Origin of the sequence: Streptomyces sp. LBL (assembly GCF_029893585.1) — a bacterium.
Lineage (GTDB): Bacteria > Actinomycetota > Actinomycetes > Streptomycetales > Streptomycetaceae > Streptomyces.
On sequence record NZ_JARXYX010000019.1, the window covers coordinates 102,316 to 125,837 of the forward strand.

20 protein-coding genes and 2 pseudogenes are annotated in these 23,522 nt (G+C 70.6%); 9 read left to right on the forward strand and 13 right to left on the reverse strand.

Features of this window, described 5'->3' with window-relative positions; genetic code table 11:
- The first annotated feature begins 187 nt into the window (after nucleotides 1-187).
- Complete coding sequence (locus M2271_RS23205; RefSeq protein ID WP_280889220.1) at nucleotides 188-1,801, forward strand: DUF1996 domain-containing protein; 1,614 nt, start codon at nucleotides 188-190, stop codon at nucleotides 1,799-1,801.
- A gap of 154 nt (nucleotides 1,802-1,955) precedes the next feature.
- On the opposite strand, the gene M2271_RS23210 is transcribed toward M2271_RS23205, so the two are convergent.
- Nucleotides 1,956-2,402, reverse strand: coding sequence for a hypothetical protein (locus tag M2271_RS23210; RefSeq protein ID WP_280889221.1), 447 nt, complete (start codon nucleotides 2,400-2,402; stop codon nucleotides 1,956-1,958).
- A 160-nt stretch (nucleotides 2,403-2,562) separates the two neighbouring features.
- On the opposite strand from M2271_RS23210, the gene M2271_RS23215 reads away from it, so the two are divergent.
- From M2271_RS23215 to M2271_RS23225, 3 genes are all read left to right on the forward strand, one after another.
- Nucleotides 2,563-3,039, forward strand: coding sequence for a tetratricopeptide repeat protein (locus M2271_RS23215; protein ID WP_280889222.1), 477 nt, complete (start codon nucleotides 2,563-2,565; stop codon nucleotides 3,037-3,039).
- Between the two features lie 49 nt (nucleotides 3,040-3,088).
- Nucleotides 3,089-5,023: a hypothetical protein gene (locus M2271_RS23220; protein ID WP_280889223.1), complete on the forward strand. Its 1,935-nt coding sequence runs from the start codon at nucleotides 3,089-3,091 to the stop codon at nucleotides 5,021-5,023.
- A gap of 229 nt (nucleotides 5,024-5,252) precedes the next feature.
- Entirely contained in the window at nucleotides 5,253-5,969 is a 717-nt protein-coding gene (locus M2271_RS23225; protein ID WP_280889224.1) for a TetR family transcriptional regulator, read from the forward strand.
- A 9-nt stretch (nucleotides 5,970-5,978) separates the two neighbouring features.
- Here M2271_RS23225 and M2271_RS23230 read toward each other — a convergent pair whose 3' ends face one another.
- The 5 genes and pseudogenes from M2271_RS23230 to M2271_RS23250 form a co-directional block, all read right to left on the reverse strand.
- Nucleotides 5,979-6,332, reverse strand: coding sequence for an isomerase (locus M2271_RS23230; RefSeq protein WP_280889225.1), 354 nt, complete (start codon nucleotides 6,330-6,332; stop codon nucleotides 5,979-5,981).
- A 127-nt stretch (nucleotides 6,333-6,459) separates the two neighbouring features.
- A complete protein-coding gene (locus M2271_RS23235) occupies nucleotides 6,460-8,082 on the reverse strand; it encodes a fused response regulator/phosphatase (protein WP_280889226.1) in 1,623 nt (540 codons plus the stop codon).
- Between the two features lie 288 nt (nucleotides 8,083-8,370).
- Nucleotides 8,371-10,068: a glycoside hydrolase family 13 protein gene (locus tag M2271_RS23240; protein ID WP_280889227.1), complete on the reverse strand. Its 1,698-nt coding sequence runs from the start codon at nucleotides 10,066-10,068 to the stop codon at nucleotides 8,371-8,373.
- A gap of 85 nt (nucleotides 10,069-10,153) precedes the next feature.
- Nucleotides 10,154-10,297 (reverse strand): hypothetical protein, encoded by a 144-nt coding sequence (locus M2271_RS23245; protein WP_280889228.1) that lies wholly within the window; start codon nucleotides 10,295-10,297, stop codon nucleotides 10,154-10,156.
- A gap of 15 nt (nucleotides 10,298-10,312) precedes the next feature.
- Nucleotides 10,313-10,537 (reverse strand): annotated as a pseudogene (locus M2271_RS23250) (ABC transporter permease); the annotation flags it as partial.
- Between the two features lie 152 nt (nucleotides 10,538-10,689).
- Between M2271_RS23250 and M2271_RS23255 the strand changes: the two are divergent.
- The gene (locus tag M2271_RS23255) at nucleotides 10,690-11,649 is read left to right on the forward strand and encodes a phosphatase PAP2 family protein (protein WP_280889229.1); all 960 of its coding nucleotides are present in this window, start codon (nucleotides 10,690-10,692) and stop codon (nucleotides 11,647-11,649) included.
- Between the two features lie 73 nt (nucleotides 11,650-11,722).
- Here M2271_RS23255 and M2271_RS23260 read toward each other — a convergent pair whose 3' ends face one another.
- A complete protein-coding gene (locus tag M2271_RS23260) occupies nucleotides 11,723-14,755 on the reverse strand; it encodes a bifunctional [glutamine synthetase] adenylyltransferase/[glutamine synthetase]-adenylyl-L-tyrosine phosphorylase (RefSeq protein ID WP_280889230.1) in 3,033 nt (1,010 codons plus the stop codon).
- 189 nt (nucleotides 14,756-14,944) lie between these two features.
- Between M2271_RS23260 and M2271_RS23265 the strand changes: the two genes are divergently transcribed.
- Nucleotides 14,945-15,457 carry a pyridoxamine 5'-phosphate oxidase family protein gene (locus M2271_RS23265; protein ID WP_280889231.1) on the forward strand — a complete coding sequence of 171 codons (513 nt, stop codon included), beginning with the start codon at nucleotides 14,945-14,947 and terminating at the stop codon, nucleotides 15,455-15,457.
- Nucleotides 15,458-15,595: 138 nt separating this feature from the next.
- On the opposite strand, the gene M2271_RS23270 is transcribed toward M2271_RS23265, so the two are convergent.
- A complete protein-coding gene (locus tag M2271_RS23270; protein WP_280889232.1) occupies nucleotides 15,596-16,354 on the reverse strand; it encodes a DUF2182 domain-containing protein in 759 nt (252 codons plus the stop codon).
- Nucleotides 16,351-16,965, reverse strand: coding sequence for a DUF1326 domain-containing protein (locus tag M2271_RS23275; RefSeq protein WP_280889233.1), 615 nt, complete (start codon nucleotides 16,963-16,965; stop codon nucleotides 16,351-16,353). Before M2271_RS23275 ends, M2271_RS23270 begins: the two co-directional genes overlap by 4 nt.
- Nucleotides 16,966-17,080: 115 nt before the next feature.
- On the opposite strand from M2271_RS23275, the pseudogene M2271_RS23280 reads away from it, so the two are divergent.
- Nucleotides 17,081-17,302 (forward strand): annotated as a pseudogene (locus tag M2271_RS23280) (hypothetical protein); the annotation flags it as partial.
- Here the strand turns inward: M2271_RS23280 and M2271_RS23285 are convergent.
- Both M2271_RS23285 and M2271_RS23290 read right to left on the reverse strand, forming a co-directional pair.
- Entirely contained in the window at nucleotides 17,253-17,666 is a 414-nt protein-coding gene (locus M2271_RS23285) for an ATP-binding protein (RefSeq protein ID WP_280889234.1), read from the reverse strand. The pseudogene M2271_RS23280 and the gene M2271_RS23285 sit on opposite strands and share 50 nt — an antisense overlap.
- Nucleotides 17,663-17,887, reverse strand: a complete 225-nt coding sequence (locus tag M2271_RS23290; protein WP_280889235.1) for a hypothetical protein — start codon at nucleotides 17,885-17,887, stop codon at nucleotides 17,663-17,665. The genes M2271_RS23285 and M2271_RS23290 overlap by 4 nt, the downstream gene beginning before the upstream one ends.
- A 111-nt stretch (nucleotides 17,888-17,998) precedes the next feature.
- Here M2271_RS23290 and M2271_RS23295 point away from each other — a divergent pair, with 111 nt between their 5' ends.
- Both M2271_RS23295 and M2271_RS23300 read left to right on the forward strand, forming a co-directional pair.
- Entirely contained in the window at nucleotides 17,999-18,883 is an 885-nt protein-coding gene (locus M2271_RS23295) for a helix-turn-helix transcriptional regulator (protein WP_280889236.1), read from the forward strand.
- Nucleotides 18,855-19,133, forward strand: coding sequence for a DUF397 domain-containing protein (locus tag M2271_RS23300; protein ID WP_280889237.1), 279 nt, complete (start codon nucleotides 18,855-18,857; stop codon nucleotides 19,131-19,133). The genes M2271_RS23295 and M2271_RS23300 overlap by 29 nt, the downstream gene beginning before the upstream one ends.
- A 27-nt stretch (nucleotides 19,134-19,160) precedes the next feature.
- Here the strand turns inward: M2271_RS23300 and M2271_RS23305 are convergent, their stop codons facing one another.
- Together M2271_RS23305 and M2271_RS23310 are read right to left on the reverse strand one after the other, a co-directional pair.
- Nucleotides 19,161-21,200 carry an NAD(+) synthase gene (locus M2271_RS23305; protein ID WP_280889238.1) on the reverse strand — a complete coding sequence of 680 codons (2,040 nt, stop codon included), beginning with the start codon at nucleotides 21,198-21,200 and terminating at the stop codon, nucleotides 19,161-19,163.
- 288 nt (nucleotides 21,201-21,488) lie between these two features.
- Nucleotides 21,489-23,435, reverse strand: a complete 1,947-nt coding sequence (locus M2271_RS23310) for a S53 family peptidase (RefSeq protein ID WP_280889239.1) — start codon at nucleotides 23,433-23,435, stop codon at nucleotides 21,489-21,491.
- Between the last annotated feature and the right edge of the window lie 87 nt (nucleotides 23,436-23,522).

The window sequence follows — 23,522 nt, forward strand, 5'->3', positions numbered from 1 at the left end:
GCACGTGCCGTAAGGGATCAACAACACTCGGTATTCCAGGGAAAGTTGACACCTCTTTTGGCACACGAATCTCTCACCAATTTCTGAGACGGCTGAACACCCGTGGGACGGGCTGCGTATGAATGGGAGCCGCTTCACTCCTGTCGGGCGCCTCGATGCTGCCCCGCAAGGAAGTCAGAGGAGTTCCATGGGACGCAACACACGTAAACGCCGTTCGTCGATGGCCACGAAGGCCGTGGCAGCATCGGCGGCCCTAGCGCTCGGTGGGGGCGGGCTGATCTGGGCGAACTTCTACGCTTCGGCGCACGAGTCCAACAACTCGGCGCGCAACCAGACCAAGGCCGCCGCCGGGCAGGTAGCAACCATCGCGTGCCCCGATGTGGGTCAGAAGCTGACCAGCGTGCCGAAGGGGGCACGCCCCGGGGTGGACAAGGAGCTGGCGCTCCTGGACAAGCAGATCACCGAGGCTTACGCCCGGCTCGCTTCCACGCGCCAGGCACAGGCGGGTGACACGAGCTTCGTCCAGAACTCGATCGTCGGTCCCCTGAAGGACAAGCGGACCGCGACGATCGACCGGATCCGGATCAACATCCAGCGAGTCGGGGGCAAATTCAACGGCTCCCTGAGCCAGCTCGCCGCCTGCACCCCGCAGGCCGCCGATCCGCAGACCAACGCCGGTGGCCAGCAAGGCGGCGGCCAGCAGGCCGGTGGCCAGCAAGGCGGCGGCCAGCAGGGCGGCGACCAGCAGGCCGGTGGCCAGCAAGGTGGCGACCAGCAGGCCGGTGGCCAGCAGGGTGGCGACCAGCAGGCCGGTGGCCAGCAGGGCGGCGGTCAGCAAGGTGGCGGCCAGAACAACGGCCAGGGTGGCAACGGCCCGGCCGCGGCGGACTTCGTGGACATCACCACGGTCCAGGGCAACGCCCAGCTGGGTGTCGGCCAGAACGGGCTCCCCGCGAACGGCGCCGGCGGTTCGACGGGCACCTTCACCTCGGACTGCGGCACCAACGGGAACGACAACCACAACACGGACAACGTGATCGTCGCCCCCGGTGTCACCAACGGCGCCCACCACCTGCACGACTACGTCGGCAACCAGAACAACGACGCCTTCGCGAGCGACCAGGAGCTGGCGGGCGGCACCACCAGCTGCCAGAACCAGGGCGACAAGTCCTCGTACTTCTGGCCGGTGCTGCGTGTGCAGGACGGCACGCAGGACTTCGACCAGAACAACGACGGCGGTGGCAAGGAGGGCAACGTCGGCAAGATCCTCCAGCCGGCCGTGTCCGAGCTGAAGTTCGTCGGCAACGCCAAGGGCGACGTCGTCGCGATGCCGTCGGCGCTGCGCATCATCACCGGTGACGCCAAGGCATTCGTCAACGGCAACGCCAACGCCAACGTGAACTGGAGCTGCACCGGCTTCGAGGACAAGGTGCAGCTGAAGGACCAGTACCCGATCTGCCCGCAGGGCAGCCAGGTGGTCCGGACGACCAACTTCCAGAGCTGCTGGGACGGTCAGAACATCGACAGCGCCAACCACCGCACGCATGTGGCCTTCGCCCAGGCGGACGGCACCTGCGGCAACAATTTCAAGGCCATCCCGCAGCTCCAGGTCCGTCTGACCTACGACGTCCCGGCCCCGAAGCTGGAGAACGGCGCGGTGGTGAACCCGTACGCGGTGGACACCTTCCCGGAGCAGCTGCACAAGCCGATCACCGACCACAACGACTTCATCAACTTCTTCTCCCAGGACACGATGAACCAGATGGTCGACTGCATCAACACCGGCAAGGCATGTAAGTGATCCACCGGGATCGCGTCAACTGATCCCCGCGATCGACCGAGAAAGCCGGCGGTGAGGATTCCTCACCGCCGGCTTTCTCGTGTGCCGGGCCCGGCCGGTGACCGGGCTCGTATACCGGGCGCGGTCACTGACCGGCCTTGTATACCGGGCGCGGTCAGTGACCGGAGTGGCTCGCGCTCCCGGAGGGCTCGTGCGACCCCTCGTGCGCGGAGTGGTCCTTGCCCTCCTCGATGTCACCGCCGAGTGTGGTGCGCAGCGCCGTCACGGTGCTGGTCTCGCCGACGGCCACCCACTTGCGGCCGACCAGGTAGTGACCGCCGTAGTCCTTGGCCCCGTTGATCCACTCGCGCTGGCCGCGGTCGGTGGCGAAGGTGACGAGGATGAACTTGCCGTCGGTGTTCTTGCAGATGGCCTGGCGGATCTCGTCCGCGTCGGTCTGCATGTTCGGTGTGCACTTCACCTCGGCGGCCAGGTGCTCCAGGCTGCCGGTCGCCGTCTTCGGTACGGCGGCGGCCTTCGGGGCATCGGAACCGCCGCAGCCCGCCAGCGCGAACATCAGCGCCGCGCCGCTCAGCGCGAGTATCGGTCGGGTCAGCCTCATCTGTTCCTCCGGTCGCCTGCATCAGACCATGCCTCAGCCGGCCCCGGCGAGGGGCCCGTCCTCTTCGATACGGCCGAGGAGCACGCCGTGCTCAAATCGGGTGCTTCGTGGGGCACACCCGTGCGAGAGTGGACCGGTGAACCAGGACTGGGAAGATCGTGTGGCCGCCGCTTGGGCCACCTTCGACGACTACGCGGAAGACGACGCGGAGGACTTCCGTGCCCTGATCGACGCCCTGGTCGCCGAGCTGCCGTCGGACAGCCCCCTCAGCCCCTTCGAGCAGGCCTGCGCCTGGGACTCGACCGGCCACTCCGACCGGGCCGTCCCGCTGTACCGGGAGGCGCTCACCCTCGGCCTGAGCGGCTACCAGGGGCGGCGTGCCAAGATCCAGCTCTCCAGTTCCCTGCGCAACATCGGGCAGCCGGAGGAGGGCGTCAAGCTGCTGACGCCCGAACTCGACGCTCCCTCCGACGAGTTGGACGACGCGGTACGTGCGACGCTCGCCCTGTGCCTGTCCGGCCTCGGCCGTGACCGCGAGGGCCTGTCCCTCGTCCTGGGCGCGCTGGCCCCCCATCTGCCGCGCTACCAGCGGTCGATGGCCGCCTACGCGCGGGCTCTGGTCGCGCCGGAGGGGTGAGTCACCCGGGTGGCGGTGACCATCCCCGGGTTCGCTCGTTCTGCTGAACGTGCAGTCACAGGATGTCGCCCCGCGCCCCGGCCCCTCCTCCACCGCCTCCTCGTCCACCGACCCGGTCGTCGACGTCGAGCAGGCCGAGGCCGCACTCGTCGAGCACTATCCGCGGCTTGTCCGGCTCGCCTATCTGGTGTTGCCGCCCGGCCTCGGCCGAGGCAGGCGCGTGCTGACCGCGCACGCCCTTGTCCAGCGTGCCCTGCCCCGGGGCCGCACGCCCGCCCCCGTGATCCCGGCCCAGTCGACCGGCCGCGACGCCGACCCCGGGTACGCCCTCGTGCGTCTGAAGGTGCTGCGTACGGCGCTGGAGGCAGGGCTGCCGCTGAAGCGCACGGCGTGGCCGAAGCGGTCCCAGCTGCCGCCGTCGCTGCCCCAGGTGCGGGGCCTCAAGCTCTTCCCGCGCTCGGGCGGCGCCGAGGAACTCGCCCTGGACCAGCGGCTGTCCGCCCTGTCCGGCCCGGCCCGTGCCGCGTACGTGCTGCGCGGCCTGGAGAAGCTCCCGGACGGCGACGTACGCACGGTACTGACGGCCGCGGGCGTCGACGACGTGACCTGTGCGCTGCGCGAGGCGGACGGGATCACCGCGGCGTACGCGCTGCTCGACTCCCCCGAGTTCGACCCCTGTTCGCTCCAGGCCCGGCCCACCGACCTGATGCGGCGCAGGCAGCACATGAAGGCGACGCTCGCCGCGGCCGCCGCGGTCGCGGTGTGCGGTGCGCTGCTCGGCCTGCCCGGCGACGGCTGGGGTCCGGACGGCGCCGCCGCGCCCGCGTACGCGCGAAACCCCGCCGCCCAGGCCGCCCTGGACCCGGCGAAGCTGACCAGGGTCGCCCCCACTGCCTGGCAGTCGTCCGCGCGCACCGACTTCTCGGTGTGGCCCGCCCGCGGCGACCTCGCCGGCGACCAGGACCTCCTGCGCCGTGCCCTCGCCGTCTGGGCCCGCCCCGGCGAGGCCGTCCAGGTCTCCGCGACCCCCGGCACCCCGTCGGGCGGCCCGGCCGGACCTCCCCAGCTGTTGTACGCGGGGACCGTCGACAACGCGCACGTGGTGATCCTCTACGACGGTCTGCGCATCGCCCGCTACGCCGAGTCGAAGGACAGCGGCAAGAAAGCCGCGCTCGACTTCGCGCGGGTCGACGGCGCGACCGGGGCCGGGGCGAACGCGGTGGTGCTGGGCCGGGCCGACGGCAACGTCCGCTATCTGACGGCCCCTTGGGTGAAGAAGGCGGCCGAGCGGGACCTGCTGAAGCCGGGCTCCGGTGCGAGGGACCTGCCCCTGACCGACGGCACCACCGCACCACTGGCCAGCCCCGCCGTCCGGACCAGCGCGTGCACCTCGTGGAACGTGCTCCAGGTGACGGACACCTCCGGCACCCGCCTGCTGACGGACCTGGGCGAGCTGGTCCCGGCCCGCCTCACCACCGGCCGGCCCGGGTCGACGCACGAGGTGTCCGGCGCGCAGGCGCTGCGCGGCTGGGCCCCGTTCGCCTGCTCCCTGTCCGCGGTGCGCGCCGCGGGCGTCCGAAGCGTGAACGCCTGGGAGTACGCCGCGCAGCCGCTGCCCGACGGGAGCGGTTCGGGGACCTGGGTGTGCACCCGGGCCGAGACCTGGCGGGGTGGCGGCGCCCGTGTGCTGGCCCAGTTCCACACACCGGGCGGGACGTACGGGGCGGTCGCGGCGAAGGCCCAGGACGTGCCGGACTGCGGTCCCCGTGATCCGCAGGTGCTGGCCGGTGTGCTGTGGAAGTCGGGGGCGGGCTCCTGGTACCTGCTGGCCGCGGGCAGCCGCGGAATGTCGTCGATCAGCGCGACGGGCGGAGTGCGCGGGACGTCGAACGGCAACCTGCTCACCGTGAAGACCCTGCAGGGCGCCCAGGCCGGCCTGCAGGGAACCCTGGAGAACGGACTGCCGGTCGACGGACTGGGTTAGTGCCGCGACAGGTGCTGTTCGCCCCGTCGCGGCACCAGCCACACCGTTACCGAACTCCGCTACAAGGGAGGGGAGTTGGGGGATGGGCGGACACGACCGGGTTGCCCGCCGGGCACGCGGCACTGATCTGCGGGTCGAGGGCGCGGAGTGAGCGTTTCGCGCTGGAGAAGTGAACACCGATGGCCGGTCCCGTCCGTTCGGGGCCGGATTCAATCGGTAAGGTGTTCGCATGACTACCGTGGTGCGCCGCAGAATGGGTGTCGAGGAGCGGCGGCAGCAGTTGATCGGCGTCGCGCTCGACCTGTTCAGCCGCCGGTCGCCGGACGAGGTCTCCATCGACGAGATAGCCGTGGCCGCGGGCATCTCGCGACCGTTGGTCTACCACTACTTCCCCGGCAAACTCAGCCTGTACGAAGCGGCGTTGAAGCGCGCCGCCGAGGATCTCGCAGGCCGGTTCGTGGAGCCGCACGAGGGTCCGCTGGGGGCGCGGCTGCTGCGGGTGATGCGCCGGTTCTTCGACTTCGTCGACGAGCACGGCCCCGGTTTCTCGGCGTTGCTGCGGGGCGGCCCGGCCGGCACCGTGGGCGGCGCCCCGTCGGTGAGCACGGTCTCGGCGACGAACGCGCTCATCGACTCCGTACGGCAGGTCGCGTACGACCAGATCCTTTCGCATCTCGGCGTGACGGATCCGTCCGCACGACTGGATCTGGTCGTCCGCTCCTGGATCTCGCTCGCCGAGTCGACCGCGCTGATCTGGCTGGACGGCCGGCACATCCCGCGGGCCGAGCTGGAGGTGCAGCTCGTGCACGACTTCGCCGCGCTCGCCACCGTCAGCGCGGCGCACGATGCGGAGATGAGCGAGCTGCTGCGCCGCATGGTCGAGGACGAGCCGGACGACGGGCCGTTCGGCGACCTGGTGATCCGGCTGCTGCAGTCGGCGTCCTGAGCGGAACGGTCAGCGTTCTGCCTTGCGGTACGACGGGTCGAGGTCACGCACCTCGGCGGAGGCGTGCAGGACGAAACCGTCGTCGTCGATGTGCTTGGTCAGCAGCTCCACGACGGCTTCCGTCAGCCTCGCGCGGGTCTCCTCGGTGCGCCCGGCGAGCAGCCCGATGGTGACGTGGACGACCGCGTGCCCTTCGTCCTCGTGCCCGACCACCGTGTACGCGGACGGGCGGAACTGCGTCTTGCAGGCCTCCGGCTTCGCCGCCGCGATCTCGATCGTCGCCGAGTGCAGGGCCTCGGCGAAACCGGCCCGGTCGAAGGCGGACGCCAGGATGGCGGAGTAGTCGACGGTGATCTGCGGCATGAGCGCTCCTGTTCTGAGGCGACAGAGGTCACCCTAGTTCTTCGGTCGCAGCGGCGGTATCGCGATGTCAGCCTCAGCTCTTCAGACGCAGCTCTTCAGTCGCAGCGCCGGCATCACGAGGTCGCCCTCAGTTCTTCAGTTGCAGTGCCAGCATCGCGATGTCGTCCTCGCGTTCGTGGCCGAAGCAGGCCAGGAGGGTGTCGCAGAGGGCGTCCGGGCCGGGCAGGGCGCCTGACGCGGCGGCACGCAGGTGCTCCATCGAGACCTCCAGGTCCGTGCCCCGGGTCTCGATCAGACCGTCGGTGACCATGAGGAGCCGGTCGGTGGGTTCGAGGAACAGCTCGGTGGGCGGCGGATGGGGCAGGCCCAGCCCGAGCAGGGGCCCGGCGGCCTTGGCGTAGTCGGCGCTGTTGGTGTCCCGGATGATCAACGGCGGGATGTGGCCGGCGTTGGCGATGCGGGTGCGTCCGGTGGTGGGGTCGACCAGGGCCAGGCAGACGGTGGCGGTGACGTCCGGATGGTACTGCTGGAGCATCCGGTCGAGGCGTTCGGCGAGCACCGCCGGGTCGCTCTCGTCGACGCAGTAGGCGCGCAGCGCGTGCCGTATCTCGACCATGACCGTGGCCGCCTCCAGCGAGTGCCCGACCACGTCCCCGACGGCCGTGAGGACACCCTCGCGGGTGCGCAGCGCGGCGTAGAAGTCGCCGCCGATCTCGGTCTCCTTGGAGGCGGGCACATAGCGCACTACGACGTTGATACCGGGCAGTTCGGGCAGCCGGTGCGGCTGGGGCAGGAAGCTGTGCTGGAGGGTGAGGGCGACATGCCGCTCCACCTGGTACATGAGCAGCGGCTCGGCGGCGAGCGCGGTGGCCTGGGCGAGCTGGGCCAGCAGGGTCTCGGCCTCGGGGCCCGCCCGGCGCAGCCCGCGGGTGGGTGCGGCCAGACACACCGAGGCCTTGCCGTCCTGGATGACGGCCAGCGCCAGCCGGGCGTCGTGCTGCACGCCGGGCCGGAAGAACCCGGCGGGCCACAGCGGTGCGGGCACGGTGGTGATCTGCACCCCGGACTGCCCGCGGGTGAGCCGCCGCAGCAGACCCGCCACGGTCCGGTGGGCGCCCTCGTCGGGCAACGCGACCGAGGTGCGGTCCCGGGAGAGGCCGCGGTGCAACTCGTCGCCCTGGTCGAGGACGAAGACGGCGGCGGGAGAGCCGGTGAGCCGCGCGGTGCCGTCGGCGGCGGCGTCGGCGAGTTCCTGCAGGGAGCGTGCCGCCTGGATGGTGACGATCGTCTCCGAGAGCAGCGTCAGCCGCCGTACCAGCGCCTGGCCGTCGGCCCGCAGCCGGGCGGCGCGCACCGCGGCCCGGACCGCCGCCTCGATCGCCTCGGGCTCGGCGGGCATCGCCAGATACGCTTCGGCGCCCTCGTCCAACGCCTGGCAGCGGTCGCCCTGGATCACGGAGACGGCGGAGCAGTGCACGACAGGCAGGCCGGCCATGCGCGGCCGTTCCTTGAGCCGACGGCACAGTTCGAAGCCGCTCATGTCCGGCAGGTTCACGTCGATCAGGGCCACGTCGGGCAGGTTCCCCTTGCGCAGCCGTATGTCGAGCTGAGTGAGCGCCTCATATCCGGTGGCGACCGCGACGACCCGGTAACCGGCGCGGCTGAGCACGGCGGCCAGTGCGTACCGGCTGTCCGCCACGTCGTCCACGACCAGCACGGTCGTGCCGGTCTGCTTGTCGTTGACGTCCATCTGTCAGCCCCTGGGACAACACAGGTGGGGCAGACCCGGATTCAGGTCTGCCCCACTACCGTAATGCCCTTGTCAGGAAGTCGGGGAAAATGTCGCGACGGTTCTGCCCGGAACGGCGAAACACATCGGATTCCGGCTCGTAGGAGGACGACCTGACGATAGGGTCCGCCGCCGGAAGGGGCAGCGGGCCGCGTGAAGGTGATGCAAGAGGATGTAGAGGCGCGTTCAGAGACCCGTGTCAGAGACTCATTTCAGAGGCCCGTTTCAGAGGCACGTTCACGGGCGCGTTCACAGGCGCGTGGTGAACCACACCGTCGTGTCCGCCGGCACCTTCGCCTCGCCGTCCGCCTCGGTCATCTCACGGCTGCTGAGCAGGACACGTCCGTACGCCGGAGTCGTCACCGACTCGCCGCCGGTGTTGGCGACGCACACGAACTCCCCGCGCCGGAAGGCGAGAACGCCCTCGGGGGCGCGCAGCCACTCCACGGAGGCGCCCGCGCCCAGGTCCGGCTGCTCACGGCGGGCGGCGAGAGCGGCCCGGTAGAGCTCCAGGGTGGAACCCGCGACGCCGGTCTGGGCCTCGACGCTCAGCTCGCCCCAGCCCTGCGGCTGCGGCAGCCAGCTGTCGCCGCCGCCGAAGCCGTACGACGATCCCGTGCGCGTCCAGGGGATCGGCACCCGACAGCCGTCGCGGAAGCCGTCCTGGCCGGCGCCACGGAAGTAGGCCGGGTCCTGGCGGACCTCGTCGGGCAGGTCGACGACGTCCGGCAGGCCGAGTTCCTCGCCCTGGTAGACGTACGCCGATCCCGGCAGCGCCAGCATCAGCAGGGTCGCCGCCCGGGCCCGGCGCAGGCCCAGGTCGCGGTCGCCGGCGGTACGCATCTGGGTGCCGAGGCCGGGCGGGTTGGCGAAGCGGGTGGCGTGGCGGGTGACGTCGTGGTTGGACAGGACCCAGGTGGCGGGGGCGCCGACCGGGCGCATGACCTCCAGGGTGCGGTCGATGACGCCGCGCAGTTCGTCCGCGTCCCACTCCGTGCTCAGGTACTGGAAGTTGAAGGCCTGGTGGAGCTCGTCGGGGCGGACGTAGTGGGCGGTGCGCTCGACGGTCGGGGTCCATGCCTCGGCGACGAAGATCTGGTCACCGGCGTACTCGTCGAGGACCGTGCGCCACTGGCGGTAGATCGCGTGGACACCGTCCTGGTCGAAGAACGGCATGACGTCGTTGCCCAGCAGTTTGACCTGGTCGTGGGTTCCCAGGTCCGGGAGGCCCGCCGCCTTCACCAGGCCGTGGGCCACGTCGACCCGGAAGCCGTCGACGCCCATGTCGAGCCAGAAGCGCAGGATGGAGCGGAACTCGTCGCCGACAGCCGGGTGGTCCCAGTTGAAGTCGGGCTGCTCGGGGGCGAAGAGGTGCAGGTACCACTCCCCCGGGGTGCCGTCCGGCTCGGTGACCCGCGTCCATGCCGGGCCGCCGAAGATCGACTCCCAGTCGTTGGGCGGGAGTTCGCCGTTCGCGCCCTTTCCGGGGCGGAAGTGGTAGCGGTCCCGAAGCGGTGAGCCGGGGCCCTCGGCGACGGCCCGTTTGAACCACTCGTGCTGGTCGGAGGAGTGGTTCGGGACCAGGTCGACGATGATCCTCAGGCCCAGCCCGTGGGCGTCGCGGATCAGCGCGTCGGCGTCCAGGAGGTTGCCGAACATGGGGTCCACGGCCCGGTAGTCGGCCACGTCGTAGCCGGCGTCGGCCTGCGGGGAGGCGTAGAAGGGGCTGAGCCACACGGCGTCCACGCCGAGGTCGCGCAGATACGGCAGTCGGGTACGGATGCCCTGCAGGTCGCCCATGCCGTCACCGTCGCCGTCGGCGAAGCTGCGCGGATAGACCTGGTAGATGACCGCGTCCCGCCACCAGTCGCGGCGCTTGGCGACGATGGCGACGGCCGCTTCAGAAAAGGGGGTCGGGGCCGGGTCGGCGGAGTGCTGCTGGCTCATGGCGTCCTTGCTGCGTAACGGGGTTTCGGTCGGGAAGCTGGTGTGGAGAATACGGAGATTGCAGAGACTACGGAGATTGCAGGCATTACGTACGGCTGCCGGTGACGAGGCGGCCGCGGCGCCTACGGGGTCGGATGGACAGGCGTCCGGTCTCGTCAGCCTCGTCGGTCTCGTCGGTCTCGTCGGTCTCGTCGGTCTCGAACGGGATGACGTCGAGACAGCCCTTCATCAGCCATGCGCACTACGGGACGGTGGTCACGCCGCGCACGCGGATGAGGCCAATTTAGCTGTCGATGAGCTGCGGGTCCGACAGAATCTGGTACATCGGCTCCATGAGTACGGCCACCGGGAACATCTGGATGACCGGGAACACCCACGTGTGCTTCCGGTAGCCCGGCAGGCGCATGCGCGAGACCGCGGGACCGGTGGTCGCGGAGATGATCACCCCGATGGCGGTGGTGCCGAGCGACGATCATCGCCGTCTGCAGCCGATCAAAGACATCACGGTGCCTGAGCCGGTCGTACGTGGGTTCCATGGGCCTGTCAGGTGTACGACGTGCGGCCCGGACCCGACCGGTGGATGATCGGTGAGACAGGGCTTTTCTGACAGACTCTGCGCCTATGACTGAGACGACCGTGACGACCGTGACGACACAGGATGGCCGGGAACCGGCCGTTCCGTCCCCCGTCGCGGCCGGACAGGAGCAGGGTTCGCCGCGTCGCCGGCGTGCTCCGCGCCGGCCCCGCCTCTGGTTCGAGATCCTGCTGATCGCGGTGAGTTACTGGACGTACTCACTGGTCCGCAACGCGGTCCCCGAGCAGCGGAGCGAGGCGCTGCGCAACGCCGACTGGATCTGGATGGTCGAGCACCATCTCTCCCTCGCCGTCGAGGAGTCGGTCAACCACACGGTGAACTCGGTGGCTTGGCTGATCGTCGGCATGAACTACTACTACGCGACGCTGCACTTCGTGGTGACGCTGGGTGTTCTGGTCTGGCTCTACCGCAGGCATCCCGGCCGCTACGGCGCGACGCGCCTCGTCCTCTTCGCGACCACGGGCGTCGCCCTGGTCGGTTACTACCTGTTTCCGCTGGCCCCGCCGCGTCTGATGAACAACAGCCACTTCGTCGACACCGTCATGGTCCACCAGACGTGGGGCTCGATGGCCTCCGGCGACCTGAAGAACATGTCGAACCAGTACGCCGCGATGCCGTCGATGCACATCGGCTGGTCGATGTGGTGCGGTCTGACGATCTTCATACTGGCGTCGGCGCCGTGGGCGCGGGTGCTGGGCCTGCTCTACCCGGCGCTCACCCTGGTGGTCATCGTTGCCACCGCCAACCACTTCTGGCTCGACGCGGTGGGCGGCCTTCTCTGCCTCGCGTTCGGCTTCACGGTGGCGTGGGTCTGGTACGGGGCGCTGCCGTACGCGCTGCCGCGCCTGGTCCCGGCGAAGGCGACCGCGAAGACGAGACCCAAGGCGAAGACGAGGCCCAGGGCGAAGGGGAACTCGAAGGGGAACTCGAAGGGGAACTCGAAGCCGAAGGCGGCGGACGGCACCTTGCTGTCCACGAAGAAGTAGGTTCGACGCCTACGAGGGCCCTACCACCCCGGGGGCGCCGAAACCCTCCGTTCCACCACCCCGCGGCGCGCCGTCACCCTCCGTAGAACAGCTCGTCCACGGCCCCGCGGGACCGGCGTGCCGTACGCCGGTAGTCGTCCAGCATGTCGCCGACGTGTCCCGGGCCGTACCCCAGGTAACGGCCCACCGCTCCCAGTTCCCGGACCTCCGACGGGAACGTGTCGCCGGCCCGTCCCCGCACCAGCATCACCGCGTTGCGCACCCGGGTCGCCAGCACCCAGGCCTCGTCGAGGACCGCCGCGTCCTCGTCCGGGAGGAGGCCGGCCGCGCGGGCGGCGGCGAGCGCGGCCCGGGTGCGGGTGGTGCGCAGCCCGGGCACCTGGGCCCCGTGCCGCATCTGCAGCAGCTGCACGGTCCACTCCACGTCGGACAGGCCGCCGGGCCCGAGCTTGGTGTGCAGCTTGGGGTCGGCGCCGCGCGGCATCCGCTCCGACTCCATCCGCGCCTTCAGCCGCCGGATCTCCCGTACGGCGTCGTCGCCGAGCCCCGCCCGCGGGTACCGCAGCGGATCGATCAGCTCGACGAACCGGCGGCCGAGCTCCTCGTCCCCGGCGACCGGTTCGGCCCGCAGCAGCGCCTGCGCCTCCCAGGTCAGGGACCAGCGGCGGTAGTACGCCTCGTACGACGTGAGGGTGCGGACGAGCGGACCGGACTTGCCCTCCGGCCGTAGGTCCGCGTCGACGAGCAACGGCGGGTCCGCGCTGGGGAGTTGAAGCAACCGGCGCATCTCGGAGACGACCTTGGCGGCCGCTTGGGATGCCTCCCGTTCCTCGACGCCCTCGCAGGGCTCGTGCACGAACAGCACGTCGGCGTCGGAGCCGTAGCCCTGTTCGTGGCCGCCGAAGCGGCCCATCCCGATGATCGCGAACCGGGTGGGCAGGGTGTCCCCCCAGGTCTCCCGGACCACCGCGCGCAGGGTGCCCGCGAGGGTGGCCGCGGTCAGGTCGGACACCGCCGCGCCGACCCGGTCGACGAGCGCGCCCTGGTCGTCCTCGGCCTGCTGGGCCTCGGTGCCGTAGGAGCGGACGATGTCCGCGGCGGCCGTACGGAACAGTTCGCGACGGCGCACCCCGCGGGCGGCGGTGACCGCCTGCGCGGCGCCGCCCGCACGGCCGACGGCGGCGAGGATCTCCTGCTCCAGATGGGCCCGCCCGCGCGGTTCGAGTCCTCCCCCGTCGCCGTCGCCGAGCAGCGCGACCGCTTCGGGCGCGCGCATCAGCAGGTCGGGCGCGAGGCGGCCGGCGGACAGCACGCGGGCCAGGTTCTCCGCCGCCGCGCCCTCGTCCCGCAGCAGGCGCAGATACCAGGGCGTCTTGCCCAACGCGTCCGACACCTTGCGGAAGTTGAGCAGTCCGGCGTCCGGGTCGGCGGAGTCGGCGAACCAGCCGAGCATCACCGGCAGCAGGGTGCGCTGGATGGCGGCCTTCCGCGTGACACCCGACGCCAGCGCCTCCAGGTGCCGCAGGGCGGCCGCCGGGTCGGCGTACCCGAGGGCGATCAGGCGCTCGCGGGCCGCCTCGGGGCTCAGCCGGGTTTCTCCGGATGGGGGTCCCCCCGCCCGAGTGAATTCGAGGGTCGGGGAGAGTTGGGCGACCGCGTCGAGCAGCGGGCGGTAGAAGAGCTTCTCGTGCAGCCGTCGTACGACGCCGGTGTGCCGTTTCCACTCGCGGGTCAGCTCGGCGACCGGGTCGGCGCGCAGGCCCAGGGAGCGGCCCAGGCGCCGCAGGTCGGCCTCGCCCTCGGGGACGAGGTGGGTGCGGCGCAGCCGGTAGAGCTGGATGCGGTGTTCCATGGAGCGCAGGAAGCGGTAGGCGTCGTCGAGCTGGACGGCGTCGGCGCGGCCGACGTAACCGCCCGCCGCGAGCGCCTGGAGGGCGTCCAGGGTGGTACCGCTGCGGAGGGAGGCGTCGGCCCGGCCGTGCACCAACTGCAGGAGCTGGACGGCGAACTCGACGTCCCTGAGGCCGCCCGGCCCGAGCTTCAGCTCGCGTTCGACCTCCGCGACCGGAATGTTCTCGACCACCCGTCGGCGCATCTTCTGCACGTCGGTGACGAAGTTCTCCCGCTCGGCCACCTGCCAGACGAGGGGTTCGAGGGCGGCGATGTACTGCTCGCCGAGTTCGGCGTCGCCGGCCACCGGGCGGGCCTTGAGCAGGGCCTGGAACTCCCAGGTCTTGGCCCAGCGCTGGTAGTAGGCGAGGTGGCTGGAGAGCGTGCGCACCAGCGGACCGTTCCTGCCCTCGGGGCGGAGGTTGGCGTCGACGGGCCAGATCGAGCCCTCGACGGTCGTCTCCGAGCAGATCCGCATCAGGTGCGAGGCGAGCCGGGTCGCGGCCCGGACGGCCTTGCCCTCGTCGGCGCCCTCGGCGGCCTCGCCGACGAAGATGACGTCGACGTCGGAGACGTAGTTCAGCTCGTGGCCGCCGCACTTGCCCATCGCGATCACCGCGAGCCGGCACAGCGCCGCGTCGTCGGGCGCGGCGGCGCGGGCGAGGGCGAGGGCGGCGCGCAGGGTCGCGGTGGCGAGGTCGGCGAGCTCGGCGGCGGTCTGGGCGAGGTCGGTGGTACCGCACACGTCCCGGGCGGCGATGGACAGCAGACAGCGCCGGTAGGCGACGCGCAGGGAGACCGGGTCGTGGGCCTCCGCGAGACCGTGCTCGAACTCCTCCACCCCGGGGTGCAGGTCGCGCGGCTCGTACATGACGAGGGCATGCCAGTCGCTCGGGTGGCGGGCGAGGTGGTCTCCGAGCGCGGCGGAGGCGCCGAGCACGCCGAGGAGCCGGTCGCGCAGCGGCTTGGCCGCTATCACCGTGTCGAGCAGTTCCCGCCGGGCGGTGGGGCCGCACTGGGCCTCCAGCATCCGTACGAGACCGTGCAGCGCGAGATCGGGATCGGCGGTGCCGCCCAGGGCGTCGAGGAGGACCGGGTCATCTCTTATGTGCGCGAGTTCGGCGCTCTCGAGCAGGCGCTCGGCGGCGGAGGGATCGGTGAAACCGTGCCGCAGCAGCCGCGTGAAGGTACTGCTCCTGCGCCCCGGCGCCATCATCCGGCTCCCTTCCGATCAAGGTCGTACGGGCCCGAGCCTAACCGGAGCCGCCGTGGGAAGCGCCGGGGCGGACGCCGACGAGTTGTGACGGCCCGGGCGGACTGTACGGGTGAGCGCGGGAGAGCGGGGAAGGCCAGGGAGTGAGAGCTGTCCGCAGAGCCGCTGAGGCGCACGTCTGGAAGGCCGCTGATGAACGACAAGGAACCCGAGACCCGGCTCGACCCACGCTACAGCGACGAGTCGGCCACCGCGATCTCCTGGCCGGACGCCGCGGCGCTGCTGGCCGCGGCCGAGCTGTTCTGGATCTCGACGGTACGGCCGGACGGGCGGCCGCACGTGACACCGCTGCCCGCGGTGTGGGCGCACGGGGCGCTGCACTTCTGCACCGGCCCGGACGAGCGCAAGGCGAAGAACCTCGCCCGCAACCCGAACGTCGTGCTGACCACGGGCACGAACATCTGGGACAAGGGCTACGACCTGGTGATCGAGGGCGAGGCGGTGCGCGTCTCGGACGACGGCCGGCTGCGGGAGCTGGCCACCGCGTGGAAGACCAAGTACGGCGATTTCTGGCACTACGAGGTGCAGGAGGGGTATTTCCAGCAAGGGCCGGGACACGCCGTCGTCTTCGCGGTGGCGCCGCACACGGTGTTCGGCTTCGGCAAGGGGGAGCCGTTCAGCCAGACACGGTGGCGGTTCGTGTGACGCGACGCGGGTGACGGCTGCGCATCACGGCCTACGTCACGGCGCTACGTGAACGGTTGTGCGACATCACCGAGGACAAGGACGAAACCCCTCACGTACCCGCCCGGCTGGTGATTTCTCGGCGGGCGCGGCCCGCCCTCACATCCCGGCCGTACCACCGCCGGTGAGACCCGGAGCCAGCGCCGGGACCCAGAAGACGGCGACGGCCAGGACGATCGAGGCGATCCCCACGGCACGGGCCACCAGGCGACCGACCGGAGCGAGTTTCTCGGCGGTGATCACGGCGGCCAGGACCACCATGGCCCACAGGTTCATCACACCGAACGCCGCCAGCAGCACCATCAACGACCAGCAGCAGCCCAGGCAGAAGGCCCCGTGGTGGGCTCCGGCACGCAGATCGCGCGAGGCCCCCGGGTACGAGGCGTAGCGCAGCATCAGGCCGATCGGCGAACGGCACCTCGCCAGACAACGGTCCTTGAGAGGCGTGAGCTGGTAGACGCCGCTGACCGCGAACACGGCCGCGGCCACTGCTGTCCCCGCCGCGGGGGGAAGGCGTGCCGCCCGGCCAAGGCCGACAGCCAGCGCATACGCCGGCAGCCCGGCCGCGGCCCAGACGAGCAGGTAGGCGACCGTGAAAACGACCATGCGCGATGCCCGGTGCACGGTGATGGTGCGTGCGTACAAGGCGGCGACGGGTGCTGTGGCGGGCAGCATCATCGCAGTCATCATCAGCGTCCACACGGCCAGGAAAGCGGCCAGGCCAAGGCCCATGGTGCCGGGCATCGCCGACATGCCGCCCCAGCGCGTCACCATCCAGACCCAGGAGGCGGCCGCCACGACCAGCAGCAGCCCGGCGGGGGCCACCCGGATGCGGACGGTGACCGGCCCACCGGTCATCCGGACCATGTGAAGGGCGCCGAGTGTCCGTTGCCGCCCGTGAAGTCCCAGGACCGGCCGTACACGCCGTCGCCCGTCGCCCGGGTGGACCGGGCGATCGTCAGTGTGCTGTTCACCGGGTGGAACATGCCCGTCAGGCCCATCACCGGACCGTCCTCGCCGAACTGCGGGGCGATCTGGTCCTCGATCTCGATGTCGATGGCATCGCCCACCCGCGCGGCGTGGTGGCGACCGTCGTCGCGGTAGTCGATGGGGACGCGCTCCACGCCGAGGACCTCGCCGATGAGCGGAGCGAGCCCCGCCATCGGCCCGCCCACCTGGCCCGAGAAGACCTTGCCCAGCGCCTCCGCCTGGCCGTCGTCGGCTGAAGCGTCGACGTACAGCGCCACCTGCCAGCCGCCCTCGGCCATCACCCGCGGCCCGTCGATGAAGACGGCCACGCTGCGGTCGGCGACGTCGACGTCGTCCACGTTCCCGCTGTCCACGTGGAACGCGAAGGTCACCTGGCAGCGCTCGTGGTCGGCCGGTGCGGTGAGGCCCGAGGTGGTGCAGGGGCACACCACGTCACAGTTACAGCTCTCCAGGTACGTGCCGTTCAGATTCCAGGGCATGACTCTTCCTCCCTGTTTTGCGGCCCCCCCGGGGTCAAGGGGATGCATCGAGAGGGTCCGCTCCGCCCGGTGCCGCTCTTCTCCAGGCTATTTCCTGACGACCCCCATCGCGCACCGGCCCGTCGTCTTCTGGCGACCGGGGGGTACCTACTGCGGTTGGGCCGGCGCGCCCGCAAGTTGCACTGGGTCGACATCTGGCGGGAGCCCTGTTGGAGCTGCGGCGGTGAGGGCGGTCAACGAGGGCAACGAGACCGTGCCGACCGTCGTCGTGGCCGGCCGACCTCACGTCAATCCCGATCCCGCATGGGTGCGCGAACAGCTGCCTCGTTCTGCGTGACCAGCTGCTGCTCCGGTTGGGCCAGCTCGCACCAGACCGTCTTGCGGTCCGCTCCCTGCTCCACGCCCCAACGCCGGGCAAGTACGTCGACCAGCGTCAGGCCGCGGCCGGACTCGGCCGTTTCGGAGGCGGACAGGAGGGTGGGCAGGGCGCGCGGGTCCGGATCGGTGACCTCGATGCGGGTGTGACCGAGGTCGGTCCCGGTGACGCGGACGGTCACCGGGGTGCCCTCGCCGAGGTGGTCGATCACGTTGGTCAGTAACTCCGTCGCACACAGCCGGACTTCGAAATCGAGTGCGCGTAGGTGGTGGCGCAGTTCGGGCACGGCCTTCGAGGTCGCGAGCAGGCTGAGTTCGAAGGTCATCGCTCGGCCGCCGTCTTGTGGAGCGCGGCGGCCAGTGCGCGTGCCGTGGCCGTGTTGCAGTTTCCGAGCGCCACCAGGCCGGCCGGTGGCGCGTATGTGCCCGCGAAGCTCGGCAGGTCCGCGCGTAGGGACGGCAGCTTGATGTCGTGCAGGGCGAGGGCGGTGCGGAGGTTCTCGACGCAGAGGGTGACGTCATAGGCGGTGGGGAGCTGGTCGGGCATGGGGGTGGCAACCTTCCGTGCGGTGTGTGACAAATCGCTCACAGAATGTCGCCATGCTCGCTAGCGTGGAAGGCGGTTCGCGTCCGCGACGTGAACCGCGGAATCCGGACAATGAGTTACGGCGGTGAGCACGTGGTCCGACGCAAGGACATCGACGGTTCGATCAGCGTCCCCGACTTCTACGGCACGGAGCTGCGGTGGAAGCGGGAGGCGGCGGGACTGTCATTGGAAGCGTTCCTCAAGGGCAGCTTCTACGGCACGACGTACCTCAGCGACATCGAGCGCGGGGAGCGACGCATGCCGATCGATCTGGCCCGCCATGCGGATCGGGTGCTGGGCACTGACGGGTTCTTCGAGCGGCGTTGCGAGGACGTGCGGAAGTCGCGGAGGGCTGGGCACGCCGCGTACTTCGAGAAGGTCCTGGAGGCGGAGAAGCACGCCAAGACCATGGAGGAGTGGAGCCCCACGGTGTGTCCCGGACTGCTTCAGACACCCGCGTACGCACGAGCTGTGGTGCGGGCGACGCACCCTTTGTCGCTCGACGATGAGGTGGAGGAGAAGGTAAGCGCGCGGATGGCCCGGGCCGTGCTCTTCGAAATGGACCACCACACACCGTCGTACTGGGTGATTCTGCACGAGTTGCTGCTCACCGACGCCATTCTGCCGCCGCCCGAGATGGCCGAGCAGCTAGAGCGGATCGTGGAGTTGATCGAACGCCGCCGCATCGTTACGCAGATCGTTCTGCGGAAGTGCAGCCCGCATCCCTTCATGCTGGGCAGCGCGAAGATCATGACCTTTACGGACGCACCGCCGCTGTTCTACACGGAGTCCCTGCACAGCGGTGACACCATCGATGATCCAGCCCTCGTGGAGGAGTACCGCAGGTCGTACGATCTGCTCAGGGCCGTAGCACTGTCACCAGACACGTCCCTCGCCATGATCAAGTCAGCGGCAGAGGATTATCGAAATGGCAAGCAACCGGATCGACTTGAGTGACGCTCTCTGGTTCAAGAGCAGCCACAGCAACGAAAGCGGCGGCAACTGCGTCGAAGTCGCCAGCGAGTTCCCCGGCGCCGCCCTCTGGCGCAAATCCAGCTACAGCAACGGCAGCGGCGGCGACTGCGTCGAAGTCGCCCACAACATCCCCGGCCTCGTCCCCGTCCGCGACTCCAAGGCCCCCCAAGGCCCCGCCGTCATCCTCACCGCCACCGCCTGGGCCCCCTTCGTCGCCTCGCTCAAGAGGTGAACCCGGGACCCAGGTGGGCCGTCACCCTCACGCTTCCGGCGCGTCGAACCGGGCCAGGTCCCGCAGCCAGGCCCGCGCGTTGCTGTCCGACGGTGCGCGCCAGTCTCCGCGCGGGGAGAGGGAACCGCCGGCTGACACCTTCGGCCCGTTCGGCATGGCCGAGCGCTTGAACTGGGCGAACGCGAAGAAGCGACGGCAGAACACCTCCAGCCACTGCCGGATCTCGGGCAGGTCGTACGCCACCCGCTTGGCCTCCGGGAAGCCCGGCGGCCAGGCGCCGGCCTCCGCGTCGTGCCAGGCGTGCCAGGCCAGGAAGGCGATCTTCGACGGCCGGAAGCCGTAGCGCAGCACGTGGAAGAGGGTGAAGTCGTGCAGCGCGTACGGGCCGATCTTGGACTCGGTGGACTGCATCTCCTCGCCCGGTACGAGTTCCGGGCTGATCTCGGTGTCGAGGATCGCGGCGAGCGTCTCCCCGGTGTCCTCGTCGAACTGGCCGCTGCCTCCGACCCAGCGGATGAGGTGCTGGATCAGGGTTTTCGGCACCCCGCCGTTGACGTTGTAGTGGCTCATCTGGTCGCCCACGCCGTACGTGGACCAGCCGAGCGCCAGCTCCGACAGGTCACCGGTCCCGAGCACGATGCCGCCGCGCTGGTTGGCGAGCCGGAACAGGTAGTCGGTGCGCAGTCCGGCCTGCACGTTCTCGAAGGTGACGTCGTACACCGACTCGCCGGAGGCGAACGGGTGGTCCATCTCCTTCAGCATCAGCCGTGCGGTGGGCGTGATGTCCAGCTCGGCCGCGGTGACGCCGAGGGAGTTCATCAGCTTGTGGGCGTTGTCCTTGGTGTGGTCGCTGGTCGCGAAGCCGGGCAGGGTGAAGGCCAGGATGTCGGTGCGCGGGCGGCCGGCGCGGTCCATCGCCTGGGCGGCGACGATCAGCGCGTGCGTGGAGTCGAGGCCGCCGGACACGCCGATGACCACCTTCGGGCCGCCGATCGCGGCCAGCCGCTGCTGCAGTCCGGCGACCTGGATGTTGTACGCCTCGTAGCAGTCCAGGGCGAGCCGGTCGGGGTCGGCGGGCACGAACGGGAACCGTTCGAGGCGGCGGCGCAGGCCCAGGTCCGTGGCCGGCGGGTCGAGTTCGAAGGACACCGTCCGGAAGTCCCCGGTCCGCGCTGCGTGCGTACGGCGGTTGTCGTCGAACGTGCCCATCCGCATCCGCTCCTGCCGCAGCAGGTCGAGGTCGACGTCGGCCACCGCGTACTGGTCGCCCGTCGGGAAGCGGTCGGACTCCGCCAGCAGGACCCCGTTCTCGTAGATCAGGGTCTGTCCGTCCCAGGACAGGTCGGTGGTGGACTCGCCGAGACCGGCCGCCGCGTAGACGTACGCGGCGAGGCAGCGGGAGGACGCCGACCGGCACAGCAGCTTGCGGTCCTCGGCCCGGCCGACCGTGATCGGGCTGCCCGAGAGGTTGACGAGGACGGTCGCGCCGGCCAGGGCGGCCTCGGCGCTCGGCGGCACCGGGACCCACATGTCCTCGCAGACCTCCGCGTGCAGCACCAGCCCGGGGACGTCCGCCGCCTCGAAGAGCAGGTCCACACCGAACGGCACGTCCTGACCGCCGACCCGGATCGTCCCGCCGCGCTCGTCGTCACCGGGGGCGAGCTGCCTGCGCTCGTAGAACTCCCGGTAGTTCGGGGGGTACGACTTGGGCACGACGCCGAGGACACGGCCGCGGTGCACGATCACCGCGCAGTTGTAGATCCGGTTGCGGTGGCGCAGCGGGGCGCCGACGATCAGGACCGGCAGCAGTTCGGCCGACCCCTCGACCACCGAGCGGACCGCCTGCTCGACCTCGTCCAGCAGCGCGTCCTGCAGCAGCAGGTCCTCGATCGAGTAGCCGCACAGGCCCAGCTCGGGGAAGACGGCGACCGCGACCCCGTCCTGCGCGCACTCGCGCGCCTGGCGCAGCACCGCGGCGGCGTTGGCGGGCGGGTCCGCGATGACGGTGTGGCCCGTGCACGCGGCGATGCGTGCGAAGCCGTGCTGGTAGACCGACCAGAAGTTCAACGGTGCTTCCTCGGGAGAACGGGAGAAGTGGACGGGCACGGAGGACGAACGGGGTGGATCTCGTCTCGTCAGCTCGTCAGCACGAGTCGAAGTCGAGACACGCTTCCAGTGTAATCGTCAGAGCGACACGATGGGCTGGTGGCCCCCTCGCCGCCTCCGTATCGCCGGTATCACAGGCCCGCCCCGCCCCGCCTCCGCACCGCGGGCGCACACGCGAGCGCCCGCTTCCCGACGAACCCCGTCGGGAAGCGGGCGCGCACTGCCCTGCCGCTGTCGCTGTCGCTGTTGTCAGCGTCGGCGGTACGACTCCACGTAACCGCCCGCGGGCGTACCCACGCCGGTGACGTCGTCGTAGCCCTTCACCGCCGTGAGCGAGCTGTCCGCGCCGAGGGTGCGGGCGGAGGTCAGCAGGCCCTCCGACGCGTCGTAGCCGTTGGCGTAGTCGACGCGGGCCACCGCCAGGCCGGAGCCCGTCGGGTGGTCCGTGACGTCGTGGTACACCTTCGAGCCGTACTTCGCGTTCGCGTAGATCGCCGGGTTGGCGAAGCCGATCGGCTTGCCACCGCGCGCCTGCTGGGCCAGGGCCTGCACAGCCGCGATCACCGGCGAGGCCAGCGAGGTGCCACCGATGCGGTACTCGCTGTACTGCTGCGATCCGTCCGGGAAGGTCTGCGTCTGGCCGACCTTGAAGCCGGTGTTCGGGTCGGCGATCGCCGCGATGTCCGGGACGACACGGTTACCGGCGGCGCTGTTGGCCGTGGCGAGCGCGTTCGGGACGACGCCCTTCTGGTAGAAGGGCGCGGCGACGGTCTTGCTGGTGCCGCCGCCCGCACCCGAGGTGAACGCGCCCGGGAAGCCGGCCCAGCTCGTGCCGTCGGCCGACAGCGCGGCCTTCTCGGTGCCCCAGCCGGTCTCCCACAGGTACGTGTCGCCCTTGCCGACCGCCAGCGAGGTGCCGCCGACCGCCGTCACCCACGCCGAGTTGGCCGGGGTGTCGACCTGCTTGGTCCCGGTGTTCGCGACCTCGTCGCCGTTGTCGCCGGAGGAGAAGTAGAAGCCGATGCCCTCGACCGCGCCGAACTGGAAGACCTGGTCGTAGGCGGCCGCGAGGTCCGGCGTCTGGTTGGCCTCGATGTCGCCCCAGGAGTTGGACACGATGTCGGCCAGGTGGTGGTCGACGACCTGGCTGAGCGAGTCGAGCAGGTCGTCGTCGTAGCAGGAGGCGGCGCCCACGTACGTGATGTCCGCGGCGGGCGCGAGGGCGTGCACGGCCTCGACGTCGAGGGTCTCCTCGCCGTACCAGCCGGCCGCCCCGCACTCCTCGGTCCTCGTGTACTTCTTCGGCAGCACCTGGTGCAGTTGGCTGCCGGCGTATGCCCCGTCACCGTGCTTCTTCGCGTAGGTGGCCGCGTCGTAGCCGATGGTCGGCGAGGCGTACGCGTCGGTGATGGCGACCCGCACTCCCTTGCCCGTGTAGCTGCCCGCGCCGTAGGCGGACCGCAACTGCTTGCCGGTGTAGCCCTGGACGGCGTACGGGATCTTCCCGCCGTACGCGTCCGGCAGCGTGCTCGCGACGGTGGAGCCGTAGTACGAGGAGAACGGCCCGGCGTTCTTGAACACGGCGTCCGGCGGCGGCAGTTGATCGGCGTGCCGGGCCACGTGCGGCGCGTTGTCCAAGCCGGTGACGGTCAGGACGGCACCGTTCAGACTCTCCGGCGCGGAGGCCGCCTTCGCGGGCGCGCGGTAGGTCTTGGAGCCCTTGGCGTAGTTGTGCAGCTGGGTGCCGAACGCCTTCTCGGCGGCGGCCACGTCACCGGAGACGGAGACGTAGTGCTGTGTGACACGCGTGACCTTCAGGCCCGCGGACCTCAGCCAGGACTTCACCGCGGCGACCTGCGCCTTGCCCGCGCCGAAGCGCGCCTGCGCCTGCCCCGCGCTCAGGTACGTGCCGTACGCGGCCGAGTTCGGATCCGACACGGCCTTCGCGTACGCGGCCAGACCGGAGGCGTTCCGGCCGGCGAGGTAGACCCGGGCGGTGACCTGGGAAGCGTCCGCGGTGGCGCCCTTGTCGGCCTTGGCGGTCGCCCAGGCGGGCTTGGTGCCCGCGAGCGTGTCCCGGCCGGCGTTGTCCGCGGCGTGCGCCGCGGGTATGCCGAGCACCAGCGCACCGGCGAGCATGGGCAGTGTCGCCGCCATGCTCACCGCGGCGCGCCCCTTGGCGCGGTTGGATCTCATGGAACCCCCTGTGCGGTTCGTTCGTCGCGAGTGGATCACCCGACGGTGGCCACTCTCGGTGGCCACTCTCGCGATGAACAGTTCATG

Excerpts from the sequence above, each read along its gene's own strand:
- M2271_RS23205 (WP_280889220.1), top strand. The coding sequence starts at position 188 with ATGGGACGCAACACACGTAAACGCCGTTCGTCGATGGCCACGAAGGCC.
- M2271_RS23210 (WP_280889221.1), bottom strand. The coding sequence starts at position 2,402 with ATGAGGCTGACCCGACCGATACTCGCGCTGAGCGGCGCGGCGCTGATG.
- M2271_RS23225 (WP_280889224.1), top strand. The coding sequence starts at position 5,253 with ATGACTACCGTGGTGCGCCGCAGAATGGGTGTCGAGGAGCGGCGGCAG.
- M2271_RS23230 (WP_280889225.1), bottom strand. The coding sequence starts at position 6,332 with ATGCCGCAGATCACCGTCGACTACTCCGCCATCCTGGCGTCCGCCTTC.
- M2271_RS23235 (WP_280889226.1), bottom strand. The coding sequence starts at position 8,082 with ATGGACGTCAACGACAAGCAGACCGGCACGACCGTGCTGGTCGTGGAC.
- M2271_RS23240 (WP_280889227.1), bottom strand. The coding sequence starts at position 10,068 with ATGAGCCAGCAGCACTCCGCCGACCCGGCCCCGACCCCCTTTTCTGAA.
- M2271_RS23245 (WP_280889228.1), bottom strand. The coding sequence starts at position 10,297 with ATGAAGGGCTGTCTCGACGTCATCCCGTTCGAGACCGACGAGACCGAC.
- M2271_RS23255 (WP_280889229.1), top strand. The coding sequence starts at position 10,690 with ATGACTGAGACGACCGTGACGACCGTGACGACACAGGATGGCCGGGAA.
- M2271_RS23260 (WP_280889230.1), bottom strand. The coding sequence starts at position 14,755 with ATGATGGCGCCGGGGCGCAGGAGCAGTACCTTCACGCGGCTGCTGCGG.
- M2271_RS23265 (WP_280889231.1), top strand. The coding sequence starts at position 14,945 with ATGAACGACAAGGAACCCGAGACCCGGCTCGACCCACGCTACAGCGAC.
- M2271_RS23270 (WP_280889232.1), bottom strand. The coding sequence starts at position 16,354 with ATGACCGGTGGGCCGGTCACCGTCCGCATCCGGGTGGCCCCCGCCGGG.
- M2271_RS23275 (WP_280889233.1), bottom strand. The coding sequence starts at position 16,965 with ATGCCCTGGAATCTGAACGGCACGTACCTGGAGAGCTGTAACTGTGAC.
- M2271_RS23285 (WP_280889234.1), bottom strand. The coding sequence starts at position 17,666 with ATGACCTTCGAACTCAGCCTGCTCGCGACCTCGAAGGCCGTGCCCGAA.
- M2271_RS23290 (WP_280889235.1), bottom strand. The coding sequence starts at position 17,887 with ATGCCCGACCAGCTCCCCACCGCCTATGACGTCACCCTCTGCGTCGAG.
- M2271_RS23295 (WP_280889236.1), top strand. The coding sequence starts at position 17,999 with ATGAGTTACGGCGGTGAGCACGTGGTCCGACGCAAGGACATCGACGGT.
- M2271_RS23300 (WP_280889237.1), top strand. The coding sequence starts at position 18,855 with ATGGCAAGCAACCGGATCGACTTGAGTGACGCTCTCTGGTTCAAGAGC.
- M2271_RS23310 (WP_280889239.1), bottom strand. The coding sequence starts at position 23,435 with ATGAGATCCAACCGCGCCAAGGGGCGCGCCGCGGTGAGCATGGCGGCG.